Origin of the sequence: Limnospira sp. PMC 289.06 (assembly GCF_032350395.1) — a bacterium.
Taxonomy (GTDB): Bacteria; Cyanobacteriota; Cyanobacteriia; order Cyanobacteriales; family Microcoleaceae; genus Limnospira; species Limnospira platensis.
Window position 1 is genome coordinate 36,031 of the sequence record NZ_JARPLC010000003.1, and the last position, 18,225, is coordinate 54,255.

The 18,225-nt window shown below is 43.7% G+C and carries 13 protein-coding genes and 1 riboswitch; of the genes, 6 read left to right on the forward strand and 7 right to left on the reverse strand.

What is annotated here, in order from left to right; translation table 11 throughout:
* Nucleotides 1-137: 137 nt before the first annotated feature.
* Nucleotides 138-3,725, forward strand: coding sequence for a sensor domain-containing protein (locus tag P5674_RS01375; RefSeq protein ID WP_152088577.1), 3,588 nt, complete (start codon nucleotides 138-140; stop codon nucleotides 3,723-3,725).
* 5 nt (nucleotides 3,726-3,730) lie between these two features.
* Here P5674_RS01375 and P5674_RS01380 read toward each other — a convergent pair whose 3' ends face one another.
* The 5 genes from P5674_RS01380 to P5674_RS01400 form a co-directional block, all read right to left on the reverse strand.
* A complete protein-coding gene (locus tag P5674_RS01380) occupies nucleotides 3,731-4,582 on the reverse strand; it encodes an energy-coupling factor ABC transporter ATP-binding protein (protein WP_006618888.1) in 852 nt (283 codons plus the stop codon).
* Nucleotides 4,566-5,369, reverse strand: a complete 804-nt coding sequence (gene cbiQ / locus P5674_RS01385) for a cobalt ECF transporter T component CbiQ (protein ID WP_006618889.1) — start codon at nucleotides 5,367-5,369, stop codon at nucleotides 4,566-4,568. The genes P5674_RS01380 and cbiQ overlap by 17 nt, the downstream gene beginning before the upstream one ends.
* Complete coding sequence (locus P5674_RS01390) at nucleotides 5,370-5,678, reverse strand: energy-coupling factor ABC transporter substrate-binding protein (RefSeq protein WP_006618890.1); 309 nt, start codon at nucleotides 5,676-5,678, stop codon at nucleotides 5,370-5,372. It lies immediately after the preceding gene.
* 11 nt (nucleotides 5,679-5,689) lie between these two features.
* Nucleotides 5,690-6,445, reverse strand: a complete 756-nt coding sequence (locus P5674_RS01395; protein ID WP_014276806.1) for an energy-coupling factor ABC transporter permease — start codon at nucleotides 6,443-6,445, stop codon at nucleotides 5,690-5,692.
* Nucleotides 6,446-6,465: 20 nt separating this feature from the next.
* Nucleotides 6,466-6,626: riboswitch (cobalamin riboswitch) on the reverse strand.
* 43 nt (nucleotides 6,627-6,669) lie between these two features.
* Nucleotides 6,670-7,596 (reverse strand): glycosyltransferase family 2 protein, encoded by a 927-nt coding sequence (locus P5674_RS01400; protein ID WP_006618892.1) that lies wholly within the window; start codon nucleotides 7,594-7,596, stop codon nucleotides 6,670-6,672.
* Between the two features lie 121 nt (nucleotides 7,597-7,717).
* On the opposite strand from P5674_RS01400, the gene P5674_RS01405 reads away from it, so the two are divergent.
* A complete protein-coding gene (locus P5674_RS01405; RefSeq protein ID WP_006618893.1) occupies nucleotides 7,718-8,920 on the forward strand; it encodes an argininosuccinate synthase in 1,203 nt (400 codons plus the stop codon).
* Between the two features lie 474 nt (nucleotides 8,921-9,394).
* On the opposite strand, the gene P5674_RS01410 is transcribed toward P5674_RS01405, so the two are convergent.
* Both P5674_RS01410 and P5674_RS01415 read right to left on the reverse strand, forming a co-directional pair.
* The gene (locus tag P5674_RS01410; RefSeq protein ID WP_006617164.1) at nucleotides 9,395-10,414 is read right to left on the reverse strand and encodes a long-chain acyl-[acyl-carrier-protein] reductase; all 1,020 of its coding nucleotides are present in this window, start codon (nucleotides 10,412-10,414) and stop codon (nucleotides 9,395-9,397) included.
* Between the two features lie 759 nt (nucleotides 10,415-11,173).
* Nucleotides 11,174-11,869: an aldehyde oxygenase (deformylating) gene (locus tag P5674_RS01415; RefSeq protein ID WP_014276809.1), complete on the reverse strand. Its 696-nt coding sequence runs from the start codon at nucleotides 11,867-11,869 to the stop codon at nucleotides 11,174-11,176.
* Between the two features lie 475 nt (nucleotides 11,870-12,344).
* Between P5674_RS01415 and P5674_RS01420 the strand changes: the two genes are divergently transcribed.
* From P5674_RS01420 to P5674_RS01435, 4 genes are all read left to right on the forward strand, one after another.
* Nucleotides 12,345-13,160, forward strand: coding sequence for a carbohydrate ABC transporter permease (locus tag P5674_RS01420; RefSeq protein ID WP_006617167.1), 816 nt, complete (start codon nucleotides 12,345-12,347; stop codon nucleotides 13,158-13,160).
* A gap of 91 nt (nucleotides 13,161-13,251) precedes the next feature.
* Nucleotides 13,252-14,049, forward strand: coding sequence for a DUF3153 domain-containing protein (locus P5674_RS01425; protein ID WP_006617168.1), 798 nt, complete (start codon nucleotides 13,252-13,254; stop codon nucleotides 14,047-14,049).
* 103 nt (nucleotides 14,050-14,152) lie between these two features.
* Nucleotides 14,153-15,286 carry a glycosyltransferase gene (locus tag P5674_RS01430; protein ID WP_315669735.1) on the forward strand — a complete coding sequence of 378 codons (1,134 nt, stop codon included), beginning with the start codon at nucleotides 14,153-14,155 and terminating at the stop codon, nucleotides 15,284-15,286.
* A 128-nt stretch (nucleotides 15,287-15,414) separates the two neighbouring features.
* On the forward strand, nucleotides 15,415-18,021 hold the full coding sequence (locus tag P5674_RS01435) for a GAF domain-containing protein (RefSeq protein WP_315669736.1): 2,607 nt from the start codon (nucleotides 15,415-15,417) through the stop codon (nucleotides 18,019-18,021).
* The last annotated feature ends 204 nt before the right edge of the window (nucleotides 18,022-18,225 follow it).

An 18,225-nucleotide genomic window follows, 5' to 3' on the forward strand; every position in this document is an offset into this window, starting at 1 on the left:
GATGTAGGCAATGTATTATGTATAACCTCTGCTGTTTGTGCATTTAACCGTATCCTGAAAACTTAGGATTGTGCCTTGTTATACCTCTCAATATTTCATTGTTTAAGATTGTTGAATCATTAATTTCTTGGGAATATATGCCGGAGAATTCAGGTCTAAAAACACAAGAGATAAAATCATCAATTATCAATGGTTCTGCCCTTGGTTTACTGTTGATTAGTACAGTTATTGCCATCCTAAGTTTAGTCCCTCTATATAACCGCCTTAAAAATAATCAGGAAAAACAACTAATTTTTGAAGCTCAAAATAGTGCATCAATCATTAATAGCTTTATTGATAACTATGTGGATAAAGCCTTAAAAATTAGTCAACAACCCATCTGGATAACCAGTAATACTGAACTATTAACCGATAATCTTTCTAATATTTCTCCCCAAGCCCTAGAAAATACTCGCCAGATCTGGCAAGATTCCTTGAGTGATTCTCTGACCGGAATTGCCTATATAAATGCTCAAAAATCAGTTGTCTTAGAAGTAGGTGAATCCATACCCAGAGAAGTTTTAAATAAACCTAAAATGGTCACTTATCTAACCGGAGGAATTTCGGAGCTATTCACTATTGACAATATTCCTCATATTATGATTGAGAAGTATGGGGAATTGAACGGAAGTCATATATTCTTAGTTAATTTATCATATATACAAAACAAACTCCCAAATAACGCGCATTTTTATCAATCAGATTCCCTAGAATTGGCGATTTTACCCAGTCATCAATTTGCCAGTATTTTTATACTGAATTATCAACCTAGCCAGGTGATGGAGCAACTAGGTCAAGAAGCGGATATTTTGGAAATTATCCAAAGAAATTACCAACGAGGAACTAGAACCGGAGGTCTCTGGTGTATTTCCTGTGATGCTTTCATCGCCTATAGTCCGATTGGCAATCTGGAAGCATCATTAATTATGGGTGAAAAAAAACGGAACCTCTACAGCCCAGTTTATCGCCAGATTTTACTATTATCAGGAACCATGATGCTATTTATCATGGTAGGAACCACCTGTTTAGTGCTAACCATACGTCCCCTCACGAATCAAATTAGCCAAGAAATCTTAGAACGCCATAAAGCGGAGGCGGAATTAATTAAAGAAAAAAACTTTACCCAAACCTTGCTAGAAGCTAATCCGGCTTTTTTTATAGTCCTAGATGTGGAAGGAAAAGTCAAATTTATGAACCCTTCGATGCTCCATACTCTAGGTTATAAGCAAGAGGAAGTGGAAGGGATGAACTACAGCGCTACATTTGTTCCCAAGGAAGAGGGAAAATCAGCGCCCTGGGTGTTTGAATTAATGATTAATCGCCGCCTACCTATCCGCACGGAAGAAACTATGATCACGAAGGACGATCGCGAGATTATTGTGGAATGGTATGGTCGCGCGGTTTTTAATAAAGAAACAGATGAATATGAATATTTTGTGGGCGCTGGTTTGGATATTACCGATCGCAAACGCGCCGATGAGGAAATCCAGTTACTTCAACAAATTACCCACGCTGTCACGATCGCGGTAGATTTTGACTCAGCTTTAGCAGTGGCTTTAGATCTTCTTTGTCAAACCACCAACTGGGAATTTGGGGAAGCATGGATTCCTCACCCTGAACAAACCCATCTGGAATATAGTTTAGTTAGCTATCAAGAAAAGCCGGATTTCGCGGGTTTTTATGAAGAGAGTAAACAATTTTTACTGGGTGTAAATGATGGTTTAGCCGGTCGGGTATGGGCTAGTCAAGAACCGGAATGGGATCGAGATATTTCTGAGGAATCCCAGGCGAATTTCTCCCGCTATTCTCTGATTAAAAAATATGGGTTTAAAGCGGGGTTGGGTGTGCCTATTTTAGCAGATGATCGGGTGTTGGCGGTGTTAGTGTTTTTGATGTCAACCCCGAGGGAACAAGATAATCGCTTAGTTAAACTGGTGTCTTCGGTGGCTATGCAATTGGGTTCGGTATTTCAACGGAAGCAAGCGGAGGAGAAATATCGAGATATTTTTGAAAATGCCTTAGAGGGAATTTTTCAAATTGACCTACAAGGAAAGTATATTAGTGCTAACCCGGCTTTGGCTAAAATCTTTGGCTATGAGTCTCAACAACAACTGTTGGTTAGGGGGAAGCAAATTAAAAGTGTTTATGCTGATCCGGAAACCTATAATAGGTTTATTAATCTTCTGCAAACTAAGGGTTCAGTTTCTAATTTTGAAGCCCAAGTTTATCGGCGAGATGGTCAATCAATTTGGATCTGGCAAAATGCGCGGGCTCTTTATAGCGATCGCCATGACCGTGTGCTTTACTATGAAGGGTCAATTATGGAAATTACCCACCTGAAAGAAACGGAAGCTAAACTGCGTCATAGCGCCTCCCATGACTCTCTGACGGATTTATGGAATCGGGCATTTTTCCTAGATAAATTAAATGATTCTCTTAGGAAATGTAAGACCCTAGATAATTATCAATTTGCTATTCTGTTCTTAGACCTAGATGGCTTCCAATTTATTAATGATAGTCTCGGACACGCCATCGGCGACCAACTGCTAATCGAGATTAGTAAACGGCTTACAGATTGTGTGGATTCACATATCCTAGCACGATTGGGAGGGGATGAGTTCACGATTTTATTAGAAAATATTACGGATATTCAAGAGGCGATCGATGTGGCGGAGAGGATTCAGGAAGCCTTAAAATTGCCGATATTCCTAGGAGACAATCAGATTTTTACGGGTGCGAGTATTGGTATTGTTGAGGGTAACAACTCTAACTATGAAAGTTCTCCAGAGGTCTTGAGAGATGCAGATACGGCTATGTATCGCGCTAAAAGGCAAGGAAAAGGTTGTTATGTGGTTTTTGACTCAACGATGCGAACGAACGCCCTACGGCGCTTATACCTGCAAACCCAGCTACGTTTAGCGTTACAAGAACAACAGTTTGAACTGAACTATCAACCAATTATTGAACTATCGACGGGGACTATTGCAGGATTTGAGGCTTTATTGCGTTGGGACCACCCCCAAGAGGGTTTGATATCTCCGGCTGAGTTTATCCCGATAGCTGAGGAGGCGGGTTTAATTGTTGATATTGGGGAATGGGTATTGCGACAGGCTTGTTTTCAGTTAAGCGAATGGAAAGATAAGTTTGCGGTTTATTCTAATCTGATGATGAGTGTTAACCTGTCTTCTCAGCAATTTACGAATGATTTGGGGCGGCGTATTAGCAATATTTTAGTTGAGACGGGGGTGGCGGGTTCGGAGTTAAAATTAGAGATTACAGAAACGGCAATTATGAACGACCCAGAATTAGCGATCGCCACTTTACAACAACTCAAACAACAACAAATCAAAATTTGTATTGATGATTTTGGTACAGGTTACTGTTCGTTGGGTTATCTGCATAAATTCCCAGTAGATATCCTCAAAATTGACCGCTCATTTGTCAGTCAAATTCCCGAAGGCGAGGATAAGCGGGAAATTGTCCGGGTCATTGTGGCTTTAGCTGAAAGTCTGAAGATGGATGCGATCGCCGAAGGTATTGAAACCGCCGAACAACTCCACCATTTACAGAAGTTTAATTGCAAATATGGACAGGGTTATTTTTTCTTCCGTCCCCTCAACCGTCAAGCAGTAGAAGCATTATTAAACCATGCTCAAATCGGATTACCACTACCCAGCCAATTTTAACCAAATTAAGAATTTGAGCGCCAATAGCGATCGCGTATCTGTTGCTGAATCTGATTTAACTGTGTTTCCGATAAAGCCATATTCTCAGCTTGTAACCAATTGATTAAATCCCCCACTAAAGGAACCCCCAAACCTAAATCTTGGAGTTGTTGACCTTGACTAAAAACGGCTTTTGGTGTACCTTGACAAGCCAGTTTTCCGCCATCAAGTACCAAAACCCAATCCGCCCATGCTTCCACAAAATCCAAATTATGAGTAGCGATAACTAGAGTAGTTCCTTGCTGTTGAATCTGATTTAATAAGCAGTGAAAGTTAGTAACTTGATAAGAGTCAAGATAAGCCGTAGGTTCATCCAAAAATAATAATTGTGGCTGCAACACCATTATATCAGCAATTGACACCCTTTTTTTCTGCCCCAAACTCAGATAATTAATCGGTAAATCCGCCAAACTGACTAAATCAAATTCAGCCAAAATTTGGCGCACCCTTTGAGCAATTTCTGAGGTAGATAAACCCAAGTTACACAAGCCATAGGAAATATCCTCTGACACGGTAGTGGCTACTAACTGCTGTTCAGGATTTTGGAATACTAAACCCACATTTTGGCGCAATTGATTCAACGATCGCCGTTTATATTGTAGCGGTTGACCTCGCCAACTAATCACCCCTGACTGGGGACGATATAACCCATTAGCTAATCGAAATAAGGTAGTTTTTCCGCAGCCATTACGTCCAATGACAGCATAACGCTGATATCTACCAAATTGACAAGTGATATTTTCCAGGGTTGGCTGCTGACTACCGGGGTAAGTATACTGAACATTCTCAAATTCTAGTAACTCAAATTCCGAGGACATAAAACCATCCAATACTCACCAACAATAGTAGACAACCACAACATCCTTCCCAGGTATATCGAGGGTTAGGTTGGTGGCGATAAACCGACCAAACCCGCAACTCTCCGTTAAACCCCCGCGCGGTTAATCCTAAACAAATTTGTCGATAATTTTCTAGGGTTTGTTGGAGTAGTTGACTGGTGACAATTCCTAAACTGCGAATGGTAGTTTTCCAGTCACCATAACCGATGCGAACCTGTTGAGCGATTAATAATTGACTAGCGGTTTCAGTTAACATAAAAATAAACCGATACATTAACATTAATAATTCTGTGATTAAACTCGGACAGCCAATCTTACGGAAAATTCTAATGATTTCCACTAGGGGGGTAGTGAGTAAAATAAAATACATACAGGAGGTTAACACTAGGGAGCGAGTTAGCAAAAACCCAGCTTGTTGCATTCCTTGATTACTGAAATATATCAAGATATCCCCTAGGTTAAATCCCCAGATAATATCAGTTTTAATTAATTCGAGATTAGCTGAATTAACCACCCCCAATAGTAAGGCGGGAATGCTAGTTAACCAAAAACTAAAGGGGATGGCTTGCAATTTCAGATAAATTCCTAGGGGGATTTTAGCGTAAATCACAACCCAAATTGTCACCCAAATGGTGATCAATATTTGCAGGAGGGGGGGAGCCGCCAAACTGAGACAAAACAGGGTGGCGGCAAAGGTTAACTTATGTTCAGAGGGTAAATACCTTAACCGATTGGTATAGGCGATCGCATCAATTTGATGGTGCATTTAGGATGAGCGATTTTTGCCTTGTTGACGACCTTTATATAAGCCAATCACATAGCCCACGATACCCGCACCAATGGCGGCTTGAGAAACAAATAACAGGCTCTCAATTTCGCCACTGGGAACTTCTAAGATAGGTTCAAACCAGGGTTGATAATTGGGTTGAATTTCGCCGATGAGATTTTCGGCTTGTTCATCGGCTCCCTCATAATCTCCTCGGATAAAAATTAGTGGCGTTATGGATAAAATAACGACGGCTAAAATCATCCATAAATTGCGATTTTTGACGGGTTGATCAGAAGTTGGTGTCATGATTATTTTACTTAGCTATTAGCTTTCCCAATTTTCAAGGTTTGCAGTTCTTCTGAGGCGTAGGACTCTAGCCAATTCCAAACTACCAGCGTTAATAGTCCCTCACTAATTGATAGGGGAATTTGAGTGACTGCAAAAATCCCCGCAAATTTGATAAAGGAAGCGATAACCCCCCCAGAAGCAGCCGGAAAAGCTACGGCTAACTGTATGGAGGTAATTAAATAAGTGGCTAAACTTCCCAAGGCTGCTGCGAAGAAAATACCTAGTTTTTGTTGGTTAAATTGGCAGAATAGTTGGTAAATGCCATAGGCGACCCAAGGGCCGACAATTGCCATGGAAAATACATTGGCTCCCAGGGTAGTTAAACCGCCGTGAGCGAGTAATACGGCTTGGAAAAGTAGAACTAAACTGCCTAAAACTGTCATCACTGACGGTCCGAATAAAACAACTCCTAATCCGGTTCCGGTGGGGTGAGAACAACTCCCTGTCACTGAGGGTATTTTCAGGGCTGACAGGACAAAAGTAAAGGCTCCGGCTAGGGCAATTAATAGCTTTAATTCGGGGTTTTTTTGGGTGATTTTGGTGAGTTTTTGTAAACCAATTACCCAGAAAGGGATGATTAACACCCACCAAAAAACCGCCCAGGTAATAGGTAAAAAACCTTCCATAATGTGCATTGCTTGAGCTGGAGTGGCTGCACCTATTACCAAATAAAATGTTAACCCAATCATGGCGATTAGGTGTATCATTCGATGATTTTTGCTCATCTGTACCTCGCAGATTTGTGAGTGAGAAATAACTATAGGCGGGCATCCTGACTCACAGATTGGGTGGAAAAATTTGCCTTAAATCTGATTACAGTTGCGGGACAGTGCCGGATTTACACCGAACTTTCCCCATTACTCCTAGTGGCTGTTCCCCACTAGAACCTATAGTTTTGGCTATTATACCATGTGTAGGTCAATAGTGAACCAAGCTGGCAAATATTTAATTAAGTATGCTCTCGGGTGGCCCAATATTGTTGTACGGCTTGCACATTATACCAATTCAAAAAAATCCGAGAAATTTCTAAGGCTAATTGAGACTGACCACGATTAATTAACCACTGTAAAAAATGCGCCATTGTCCTTTCATTAAGTTGACCTCTGAGGGATAAAATCCCCCAGAGTATCCGATGCAAAATTGTCATTTGAATCATCATTTTTACTGACCATGTAGGATGTTTTTGGTAGAAAACTACCCCCATTCTGCCCCTTTGTTTTTCCTTTTCAATTAGGGCGGGTATTTGTTCTAAGCTAAAGGGTGGATGCCAATGATATCCGACGGCGGCGGGGCATTTGATTAATTTTAAACCTAATTTTTTTAGCCTAACTCCTAGTTCGAGGTCTTCCCAACCATAAAGCTGAAATTGAGGGTCAAATAATCCGGCTTCGATTAACCAATGGCGGGCGATCGCCACATTTCCAGTAGCAAAATAAGCGGCGGAAAAATCGGTAATTTTATAGGGTTCTGTGGTGGGATGTTCAAAATTGCAGGTATTGACAACTCGACCATAGGTAAAGATGCGATCGCTTTTTTGAGAGTTGGCAATTAATGCCCTAGCGTGAGCCTCCAGAAAGCTATCAGTTACCACCAAATCACTATCGATAAAAACAATAATCTCTCCCCTAGCCTGTTCAACTCCCAAATTTCGCGCCGCCGCCGGTCCCTGGTGGTCTTGCTGGTAAATGCGAAGATGGGGAAATGCGCCCTGATGAGTGGCCAACCATTCCACAGTCCCATCAGTGGAACCATCATCGACTAACACCACCTCTAAACCCGTCACGGCGGCGCTATAGGCTTGATTTTCTAATGCTCTCAGACACTTCTGTAAAATCGGTAAACGGTTATAGGTGGGGATAACAACGCTAAAAAACATAGATTTTGGGGGACAGTTGGCGATGCTCTGAAACTATAACCTAATTGTTACCCGTTCACTGTTAAATCGTGGCGATTGGGGTGATAATGAAATGTTTGTTGTCTAGGAGCTTTGGTAGATTATGGGTCGCGCTGAAAAAGCTGTACTTGCCTACTCTGGTGGTGTAGATACCTCCGTCTGTATTCCTTACCTCAAAAACGAGTTTGGGGTAGCTGAAGTAATTACTGTGGCGGTTGACTTGGGACAAGGTGATGAACTAGGACCAGTGAAACAAAAGGCCCTCGACTCTGGCGCGAGTGAGTCTTTAGTGATTGATGTACAACAGCGATTTGTCCAGGAATTTGCTTTTCCGGCTATTCAAGCCAATGCTTTGTATGAGAATCGCTATCCCCTGGCTACGGCTTTAGCACGTCCTTTGATTGCTCAGATTTTGGTGGAAGTTGCCGAAAAATACGGAGCAGACGCGATCGCTCACGGTTGCACGGGAAAAGGCAATGATCAGGTCCGCTTTGATGTGTCTATCGGCGCTCTCAACCCTAATATTAAGATTTTGGCTCCGGCTAGGGAGTGGGGTATGAGTCGGGAAGAGACGATCGCCTATGGGGAAAAATGTGGCATTTCCTTCCCGGTTAAAAAGTCTTCCCCCTACAGTCTCGATCGCAACTTGCTTGGTATGGCGATCGAAGCTGGACCACTCGAAGATCCCTGGGTTGAACCCCCAGAGGATATTTATGGGATGACTAAAGCGATCGCTGATACTCCTAACGAGCCCGAATATGTAGAAATTGGCTTCCAAGCTGGCATTCCTGTTAGCCTCAATGGGGAAGCACTCAACGGGGTTGACCTGATCTCTCGCTTAAATGCGATCGCCGGAAACCACGGTATCGGACGCATTGATATGATCGAGAATCGTTTGGTAGGCATTAAATCTCGGGAAGTTTACGAATCCCCTGCCATGGTTGTACTCATTCAGGCTCACCGAGATCTTGAAAGTCTGGTTCTCACTTCTGATGTCACCCGCTATAAACGCGGCATTGAGGAAACCTATAGCCAAATTGTCTATAATGGCCTCTGGTTTAGTCCCCTCAAAGGTGCGATCGATGCCTTTATCAAACAAACTCAAGAACGGGTCAGCGGCACTGTACGGGTAAAACTGTTTAAAGGCAATTGCAACATTGTCGGCCGCAAGTCTGACAAATCCCTCTACAGCCTTGACCTGGCTACTTACGGCTCTGAAGATGTATTTGACCACAAAGCCGCCGAAGGATTTATCTATGTTTGGGGTCTTCCCACTCGCGTTTGGTCTGAAAAAATGAGAGATTAACCCTTTAATTCTCAACTATCGGGGCGGGTTCTACCGTTAATGAACTGCCCCACCCCCTGCCCCTACTTGTCGAATTTTATATAAGTTTTGCTAATTAATACAACCAAATATATTTTTTTTTCCAAAGATTGTTAAGAATTAATACAATTTTATTGCCAATTCCTCGCAAAAAGTTGACGAGATTATAGGGGTTGTGGTAAGCTGGGAGAAATTGCACCCAAGGGCTTACTGTGCCTATATGCAAAAATACAGCCGGAAACCCTGATTATCTCGCGGTTAAAGTTATTCTGCCAGCAAAAAATAAAATTCACGATGCACGAGTTTTTGAGGAAAATGCCCCCACTATTTTTATCACCCTTGACAAAAACCATATTTTGTGCATTCCCCCCAAAAGCCACAAGTAATAATCAGATCCTCACCCGAAATTGCCAGATCAACAGAGTTTGAGAATAGCGGGTGAGGAGGGGGAAAGAATTATAACATCAGTGGCTTAAAACCATGTTTAATAGACATCCGACCAATCATATCCATTTTATCCAAAGTGATTTGATTTCGGCCCCAAGAAAAATTGGTATATATAGCCTCAAACTCCAATAACATAGATTCCGCAAAACAGGCGAATAGCTGGCGACCGGGAACATTCATATTGACAATTTTCATGATTTTCCAGTCAATATCTAAAGCGTGTTCCACAATGCCCCCAGACAGGACATGAACACCGGGACTTTGAAACTTAGTTGCCATATTTTTAGGATAGCCGCCATCAATCAACAAACAGGGTTTTTTCAAAACCTCCGGGTCAATTTCCACCCCCTGGGGCATACTAGCGACCCAAACCACAATATCAGCCTTGGGTAATGCTTCATCTAAGGCCATAATTTTACCCCGTCCCAATTCAGCTTGGAGGTTTTGGAGTCTTTGGCGATCGCGAGCAATCAATAGTATTTCAGCCACATCAAGTCTGCCATTTAGCCACCGACAAACCGCACTCCCAATATCTCCGGTAGCACCACAAACCGCCACAGTAGCCTTAGATAAATCTATTCCTAATTTCGGTGCGGCTTGTTCAACTTGACGGCAAATAATATAAGCCGTGTGTGTGTTTCCGGTAGTGAAGCGCTCAAACTCTAACTTAATGTTGCGAATTCTACCCAGTTGATCCAAATTAAATCTCTCCAAAATAATCGAAGAAAACCCCCCCAAAGCCGTAATATTAATGCCATTTTTTTGAGCATGAGCCATAGCATTAATAATTTTGCGAGTAGCAGCTTTCATGCGGTTAGTAGCCAACATTTCGGGTAAGAAGCAAGACTCTACATACCTACCCTCAATTACCTGACCCGTAATACTTGTTACCTTAAGATCCTCAACAATTACGGGTGGTGCGCTGCACCAAAAATCCAGACCTTGATCAGCATATTCTGCATAACCCAAATCCCGAGCCACAACCTGGGCGTGTTCCAAACTGGTAAGATGACCGATGAGACCAAACATGATTCGATTGAGTTATTTAGTTATTTTTAGTTAACATCCTCTTGGGGGAGGCTATTCTATTTACCGATCTCCCGGCAAAAATATGGGAGTCGATGCCGGATATAGAAATTAATTTTACCTGCAAAGGAGCAGGTTGGCTTGTGACTTTATCCTTAATCTCATCACCAACCTGCCCATAGTGCCAGCAATTCAGAATGAAGCCCTCCCCACCTGCGAGGGCGCGAGGTGGGAGTGTCTTATGGTAATCCCGGACTCGCCTGAGTCCAAATATCACACAAACAAGCCCAGCTTCTAGGCGAACCTCCAGAACATTTGCGCGAGCCCTCCTCACCGTCATTTCTGCGAGTGAGCTTCAGCATTCCTCTCGGCAATATCTTGACTTCCATTCAGGTCGCAGTTATAGCGCTTCCCATGGGAAAATACAGCCAGAGCATAGTTTTTTGAGTCTCGTTTCACCATCCTAGACCCATCGTAAGCCAGTTTTGATGCTGACCTGCCCAATGGCGCTGATGGCCGCTCTGCGGTAGTAGCTAGGGAACTTGTAGAATATCCTATCGATGGACGGGTATTTCACGACAGGACGTTTAGCTGTTGCGTGGATTAAACGCTCTAGGGCTGGGATTTGTTGCTCAGAGGATCAGGCTATGACGATTAAGACCGTGGCGATCGCAGACCGCCACCTGTTCAGCGGTTCGGCTGCGCTCACCGACAGCACCGACAGCACCGACCGTTTTTGTTCAAAATCTCAACCTGACTAAGTTAAACTCCTGCCAAGCCATAAGCAGACATCCGCATAATATCGCGGGTAGTGAAACCAATATTGCTCAGAGCTTCCCCATAGGCAATCATGAAGTCCTCAATTAAGGCTTCTTTCTCCATTCCCAGGATACTGGCATCTTTTTCCACCTGGTTAAGCATTTTCCAGACCAGGGGTAAGTTTTGGCGGTTAGCTTCTTCTAATTCAGCTTTGGACTCTTCAAAGTGAGCTTTCAGCCACTCCTCGCCAAAGTTCAGATGCTCGTACTCATCTTTAACCACGCCTTCGGTAATTTTGCGAGCAAAGGGATCAGCCACCGGGATATAGATGTTGTAAGCAGCGATCGCAAAACTTTCAATAATTAAAGATTGGATCAGCAAACAAGTGACCAACTTACCTTCAGCCGCCGCCTTTTGGAAGTTACCATGCAGTTGAGCAAAGAACTCACGGCCAAAGTCCATGTCGGGGCTAACTTCCAGGTTGCGACCACAAGCCTGAAACCCTTTCATGTGACGCTTTTCCATTTTCGACAGACGAATCAACTCTTCCCGTTCTTCCGGCAGCATTTCACCCAGTTTGATGTAATTATCATATGCTTCTTGCTCACCTTCAATTACGATCGCATTAATCCGGCTATAGGCATCTTTATAGGTTTCGTTCTGAAAGTCTAGTTCAGCAATTGTTTCAAGCTGTGGCATAAATTAAATTTCTCCTGGTAACAAACAAATGAGCTGTTCTTGACACTCCCACCCTTATTAGCAGTGGAATTCTTGGTTCACTGATATCACTTACACATCCAACTCGAAAGCCAGATATCCAGAGGTAGATATCTCCCCAAGCGTTTTGCTCTCATGTCCGAGAACCTGTTTCGATCTGCCTGACCGTACAGTGGGGGTCAAAATTCTGCTATTTTTATGGCTTGCTTCCCCCATCAATGGCCATTACACTGAGAATCCAGATACAGAATTATGGCATCTGACTCACTCAATGGCCTTTAGCATCAGCAAGCATTAGGATCTTTATAGTTTACTTTATCTATTTATTCCAGGAATTGACCAACTTTGTCGTATTTTCTAAGATTAGTTCCTGACACACCCAGTTAAACTTAATAATCATGGCATTTTTGATAAGTTTATCTTAATCCAATTTTCGATCGCTCTGTAACTCAACTTTATGAAAAAATCTGTAAACTGGAATACTTTTTTTCAGGTGCTAACCCTGTTGTTGTTACTGGTGGGGGCGGGAATTGTCCTGCTGCCCCTAGTGATCGTAGTGTTCACCTCCCTATCAGAACCTAGCGCCGCCGATAGTTCTCAGCTTACCCTGGCAAACTACCAACAGGCATGGCAGCGGGGTAGCTTTCTGTTAGCCTTCGCTAATTCCACCTTTGTCGCCTTATCTGTAACCGCCTTTCAGGTGATCACCTCAGCCCTAGCGGGTTATGCCCTAGCGCGACTCAAATTTCGCGGCCGACAGGCGATCGTCTTAGTAGTCTTGGCGACCTTGGTAATTCCCTTTCAATTGTTAGTAGTTCCCATTTTTCTCGTCCTCAAATGGGGTCATTTACTCAACTCCTACTGGGCCTTAATCCTACCCACAGCCGTCAATGGCTTCGGGATTTTTCTGTTACGCCAATATTTCATCACCATTCCCTTAGCCTTAGAGGAAGCGGCCACCATTGACGGGGCCAACCGCTGGCAAATTCTCACCCAGATCATGCTACCCCTAGCCCGTCCCGCCCTGGTAACCCTGTTTCTATTTACCTTCATTGGCGAATGGAATGATTTATTCAAGCCCTTAGTATTTACCACCCGACCCGAGTTAAGAACCGTACAACTAGCTTTAGCCGAATTTCAGGAACAGTTTACCAGCAGTTGGCAACTACTAATGGCCGCCGTAGTTATTGCCACTGTCCCCGTGGTGATCTTATTCCTGTTGGGTCAGCGACAGTTCATCCGAGGCATTGCTACCACAGGAATTAAAAATTAACCCCTCAGCAATTGACAATGGTTTGGCGATCGGGTTTGATGAGAAGAGGAGAAACAGATGAGCAGCCGATGTTCTGGTGAGGCAAATAGGGATGTTGAAACGATTGCGAGTTCTGATCATCATGGGTTTAGTTTCCCTGATGCTGGGGGGATGTGTTCACTCCGATATAGGGATTGAATTTTCTGATCAGACCCACGGCAAAATTGTCCAGCATATCCGGTTAGCCGAAGAAGTGACTAACTTAGGGTCAGACGCTTTAGATGAGTGGCTTCCGAGTCTACGTCGTCGCGCCAAACTTCTCAACGGTAAAGCTAAACAATTGTCCAATCAGGAGATTGAAGTTACTATCCCCTTTTACAATGGGGCAGATTTACAGAAAAAATTTAGCGCCTTTTTTAACCCCATCACTCCCCCCTCTAGCCGATCGCTTCCGGCTACAGAAGGGCAACTACCACAATTTGCCTCAGATTTGCGTTTAAAGCAAAATAACTTAATATTTGCTCTGCGTAATCGGATTAACCTAGAATTAGACCTAACATCCCTAGCCCTAGTAGCCAGCGAGGATAACGTTATTGTTGGGGCCGAAAACCTGATCGACCTAGAATTTAGGCTGATTACCCCTTGGGGAGCGCGGGTGATAGCTGACGGCAACCCCGACTCTGACTCCAACCCGACCACAGAAGAAAACGGCAAGTTGGTAGTATGGACTCTCCAACCTGGGGAGATTAACCGACTAGAAGCCATTTTCTGGGTTCCTAGTCCTGTCGGCATTGGCACAGCCATCATTGTCCTGTTCGCATATTTTGGCTTCCTGCTGAAGTATCGACTGTTATCACCCACTACCACACCAGCCGCCAACAATAATCAACCCGTTACCTCAGATAACTAAAAATGGGTTAATTATACACTGGTGATTACTTGAGTCGAAAAGACTGGTTTTTTTATGGTCTCTAAACCCTTCCAAAATATTTGACAAGCCGCGCTAACTTTTTATGAGAATCGCCCTTTTTACTGAAACATTTTTACCGAAAATAGATGGGATTGTCACCCGTTTATGTCATACCGCCGAACAACTAAATCGCCTAGGTGATGAGGTGCTAATAGTTTCTCCAGAAGGTGGATTAACCGAATATAAAGGCTGTCAAATCTACGGTGTAGAGGGATTTCCTCTCCCCATGTATCCTGAACTCAAAATCGGTCTTCCTCATCCGGGAATTGGGGCAAAATTAGCGGAATTTAAACCAGATATTATCCATGTAGCCAACCCAGCCGTATTGGGATTAAGTGGCCTGTATTATGGTAAAAAACTCAACGTCGGGTTAGTAGCCTCCTACCATACCCATCTACCCCAATACCTGCACCACTACGGCTTAGGAATGCTAGAGGAATTCCTGTGGGGGTTATTGCGTACAGCCCATAATCAGGCTATGTTAAACCTGTGTACCTCCACAGCAATGGTTGAGGAGTTACGCAATCATGGCATTGAACGGGTAGACCTATGGCAGAGGGGGGTGGATACAGAAATGTTCCAACCCCATAAAGCCACTAAAGAAATGCGCGATCGCCTCAGTATGGGAAACCCAGACGATACCCTACTGTTGTATGTAGGCAGACTAGGAGCCGAAAAAGAAATCGATCGCATTAAACCTATTCTAGCAGCAATACCCAACGCCCGTCTAGCCCTAGTCGGAGATGGTCCGAACCGAGAAAACCTAGAACAACATTTCGCCGGAACTCCCACCAACTTTGTGGGTTATCTGCGGGGAGAACAATTAGCGGCCGCTTACGCCTGCGCTGATGCCTTCATTTTCCCTTCCCGGACAGAAACCCTAGGTTTAGTCCTCCTCGAGGCTATGGCCGCAGGAACCCCCGTAGTAGCCGCGCGGTCTGGGGGAATTCCCGATATTGTCACTGATGGAGTAAATGGCTATCTGTTTGACCCCAGGGATGAACAAGGAGCCATCAAAGCCACCAGTAGACTGTTATCCCATAGTGATGAGCGGGAAAGGTTGCGACAAAATGCCCGATTAGAAGCCGAACGCTGGGGGTGGGCTGCTGCCACTAGCCAACTGAGACGCTATTATCAAAATATTTTAGCTCGTCAATCACTGCCCTCTGTTGCCTAGCTGAGAGGAAACCCGTAGACTTGAGACAAGGAATGGATTATTGCTGTTCCTTGCTTCTTCCTTTTTAGGCTACTGAATCGGGGGATAAACCGTTCAGATGGAGTCCTTTGTCAATTTAACCCCGACCCATGACAGTTTCCCACGCAGGTAGCATTCTGGCTACATTGACTCAAGTTAATCGCATGGGCTTGTTGGCAGATCGTGTAAAAAATCTGCCAATGGGAGAGTTTATTTGTATTCTCGATTTCATTACCGCAGAATTTCAACAATTTCTCCGAGCTATCGAACTGATTAACAATGAAGCGATCGAAACCCTCCTCGAACAGCTTCTCGATGCCTTTACTCTCAAAATCGGACAAATCTTAGAAGCCGATCGCACTACCATTTTTTTGATTAATCGCAGCAAGGGTCAGCTTTGGTACAAAACCTCTCCCGAAAACAACGAAACTGACGGCGAGGGGAACTCCGACTCTAAACATACCGAGGAAATTCGCCTACCTATGGATGTGGGTATTCTCGGCCATGTCGCCTGTACCGGAGAAGCCCTCAATATCACTGATGCTCAAACCCATGAGTTCTTCGACCCCGCTATTGATCAACCATCAGGGTACGAAGCGCGCAGCATTCTCTGTATGCCCATTTTTAGCACCCAAAATCCTCAAGAGGCCGTCGCCGTGGTGCGACTCCTCAATAAAGCAGGCGATCGCCCTTTTACCGAGGAAGACGAACAGCAATTTCGCTCCTTTGCTGATTCTATTGGCATTATCCTCGAAAGCTGTCAATCGTTTTTTGTGGCCGCCCGTAACCAGCGAGGTGTAGCAGCCCTCCTCAAAGCTACCACTACCCTCGGTCAAAGTTTAGATCTCGAAACTACTTTGTTATCCGTAATGGAACAGGCGAGAGACCTAATGCAAGCCGATCGCAGTACCATTTTCCTACTCAAAAAAGAAACCGAGGAACTCTGGACTAAAGTAGCTAAGGCTGATGGTAAAACCATGATGGAAATTCGCATTCCCGCTAATAAAGGAATTGCGGGTTATGTGGCTTCCACAGGTCAAGTGCTAAATATTACCAATGCTTATGCAGACCCTCGCTTTGACCCGACAACCGATCGCAAAACTGGCTATCGCACTCGTAATATTCTCTGTATGCCAGTTGACAACGCTAAAGGTGAGCTGATTGGTGTCACTCAGTTAATTAATAAACATAAAGGCAGTTTCACCGATTCTGATGAGGAATTTCTGCGGGCTTTTAATGCTCAGGCGGGTATTGCTTTGCAAAATGCCCAACTGTTTGAAAATGTCATGGTGGAGAAACAGTATCAAAAAGATATTCTCCAAAGTCTCTCAGATGTGGTTATTTCTACCGATTTACAAGGTCGCATTGTTACCATTAATGATGCCGCTTTAGAATTGCTCGGCTGTCCCCGTCACCGTCCCCGCCATCGACAAATTCGCGAATATTGGGAATATCAACTTAGCGGACAATATATCTGGGATGTTCTTCCTATTGAAAATTTGCAATTGCGTCTTGAGGATAGTCTCAAATTTGCCGCCCGCCATTTTGTCCCCGAACAAAGTTTAACTGTAGGATTAGTCGAAATGATAGTTGGGGAATTTGGAGATACAACACCCATCCCCATTTTGGTGGTTCCTGATGAGAAAAAACCAGATATTTATCATGTTTGGGGTCAAGAATATCAGCCTTTGGATGGCAATTCTTTGGCTGATAATGAGGCGATCGCTTCCGAAATTAGACTCCTAGAACGTAGCATTAATTTGACTGTTAATCCTTTGACTAACCCCGAAGGTGGTGTCCGGGGTGGTTTGGTGGTTTTGGAAGATATTAGCCGCGAAAAACGTATGAAAACTACCATGTATCGCTATATGACTCCCGGAGTCGCTGAACGGGTTATGGCTTTGGGAGAAGATGCTTTGATGATTGGGGAAAGGAAAGAAGTAACTATTCTATTTTCTGATATTCGTGGCTATACCACCTTGACTGAAAATTTGGAAGCCTCTGATGTCGTGGCGTTGCTAAATCAATATTTTGAAACTATGGTGGAAGCCGTTTTTTCCCATGAAGGAACTTTGGATAAGTTTATCGGAGATGCACTTATGGCGGTGTTTGGTGCGCCTCTTCCTCTCAGAGATAATCATGCTTGGATGGCGGTTAAGTCCGCTTTGGATATGCGAAAACGGTTGAAAGATTTTAATGAGTCTCGACCTAATGAACCTCAAATTAAAATTGGTATTGGTATGAGTTCGGGAGAAGTAGTATCGGGAAATATTGGCTCTCAAAAACGGATGGATTATACTGTGATTGGCGATGGGGTTAATTTGAGTTCCCGCTTGGAACAGCTTACTAAATTGTATGGCTGTGATATTATTTTAAGTGAAATGACTTATAATTTGTGTGGCGATCGCATTTGGGTTAGGGAGTTGGATAAAGTCCGGGTTAAAGGTAAAAATAATGCCGTTAATATTTATGAGTTGATTGGCTCAAAAAATCAGGCTTTAGATGATGAATGGGTCGAGTTTTTGGGATATTATAATCTGGGACGACAGGCTTATTTAGCCAGGGATTTTGCCTTAGCTATTCAGCATTTTGAAGTGGCTAAAAAAATGCGATCGGATGATAGAGCCGTCGAAATTCATATCGGTCGCGCCCACAATTATCTACAAAATACCCCACCCTCCGACTGGGATGGTATCCATACTATGACAACTAAATAATTGATAATTGATAATTGATTACTAGGTGGCGTGGGGCGGGTTTAGTAATCTTATTTGTTGTCAATTTCATTGACCGTGGAACCCGCCCCTACCGGATAATCGATAATTGATGACTAGGTGGCTTGGGGCGGGTTTAGTAATCTTATTTGTTGTCAATTTCATTGACCGTGGAACCCGCCCCTACCGGATAATCGATAATTGATG

Coding starts and splice junctions, on each gene's coding strand:
- P5674_RS01405 (WP_006618893.1), top strand. CDS start 7,718: ATGGGTCGCGCTGAAAAAGCTGTACTTGCCTACTCTGGTGGTGTAGAT.
- P5674_RS01430 (WP_315669735.1), top strand. CDS start 14,153: ATGAGAATCGCCCTTTTTACTGAAACATTTTTACCGAAAATAGATGGG.
- P5674_RS01435 (WP_315669736.1), top strand. CDS start 15,415: ATGACAGTTTCCCACGCAGGTAGCATTCTGGCTACATTGACTCAAGTT.
- P5674_RS01395 (WP_014276806.1), bottom strand. CDS start 6,445: ATGAGCAAAAATCATCGAATGATACACCTAATCGCCATGATTGGGTTA.
- P5674_RS01410 (WP_006617164.1), bottom strand. CDS start 10,414: ATGTTTGGTCTCATCGGTCATCTTACCAGTTTGGAACACGCCCAGGTT.
- P5674_RS01375 (WP_152088577.1), top strand. CDS start 138: ATGCCGGAGAATTCAGGTCTAAAAACACAAGAGATAAAATCATCAATT.
- cbiQ (WP_006618889.1), bottom strand. CDS start 5,369: ATGCACCATCAAATTGATGCGATCGCCTATACCAATCGGTTAAGGTAT.
- P5674_RS01425 (WP_006617168.1), top strand. CDS start 13,252: ATGTTGAAACGATTGCGAGTTCTGATCATCATGGGTTTAGTTTCCCTG.
- P5674_RS01420 (WP_006617167.1), top strand. CDS start 12,345: ATGAAAAAATCTGTAAACTGGAATACTTTTTTTCAGGTGCTAACCCTG.
- P5674_RS01400 (WP_006618892.1), bottom strand. CDS start 7,596: ATGTTTTTTAGCGTTGTTATCCCCACCTATAACCGTTTACCGATTTTA.
- P5674_RS01390 (WP_006618890.1), bottom strand. CDS start 5,678: ATGACACCAACTTCTGATCAACCCGTCAAAAATCGCAATTTATGGATG.
- P5674_RS01380 (WP_006618888.1), bottom strand. CDS start 4,582: ATGTCCTCGGAATTTGAGTTACTAGAATTTGAGAATGTTCAGTATACT.
- P5674_RS01415 (WP_014276809.1), bottom strand. CDS start 11,869: ATGCCACAGCTTGAAACAATTGCTGAACTAGACTTTCAGAACGAAACC.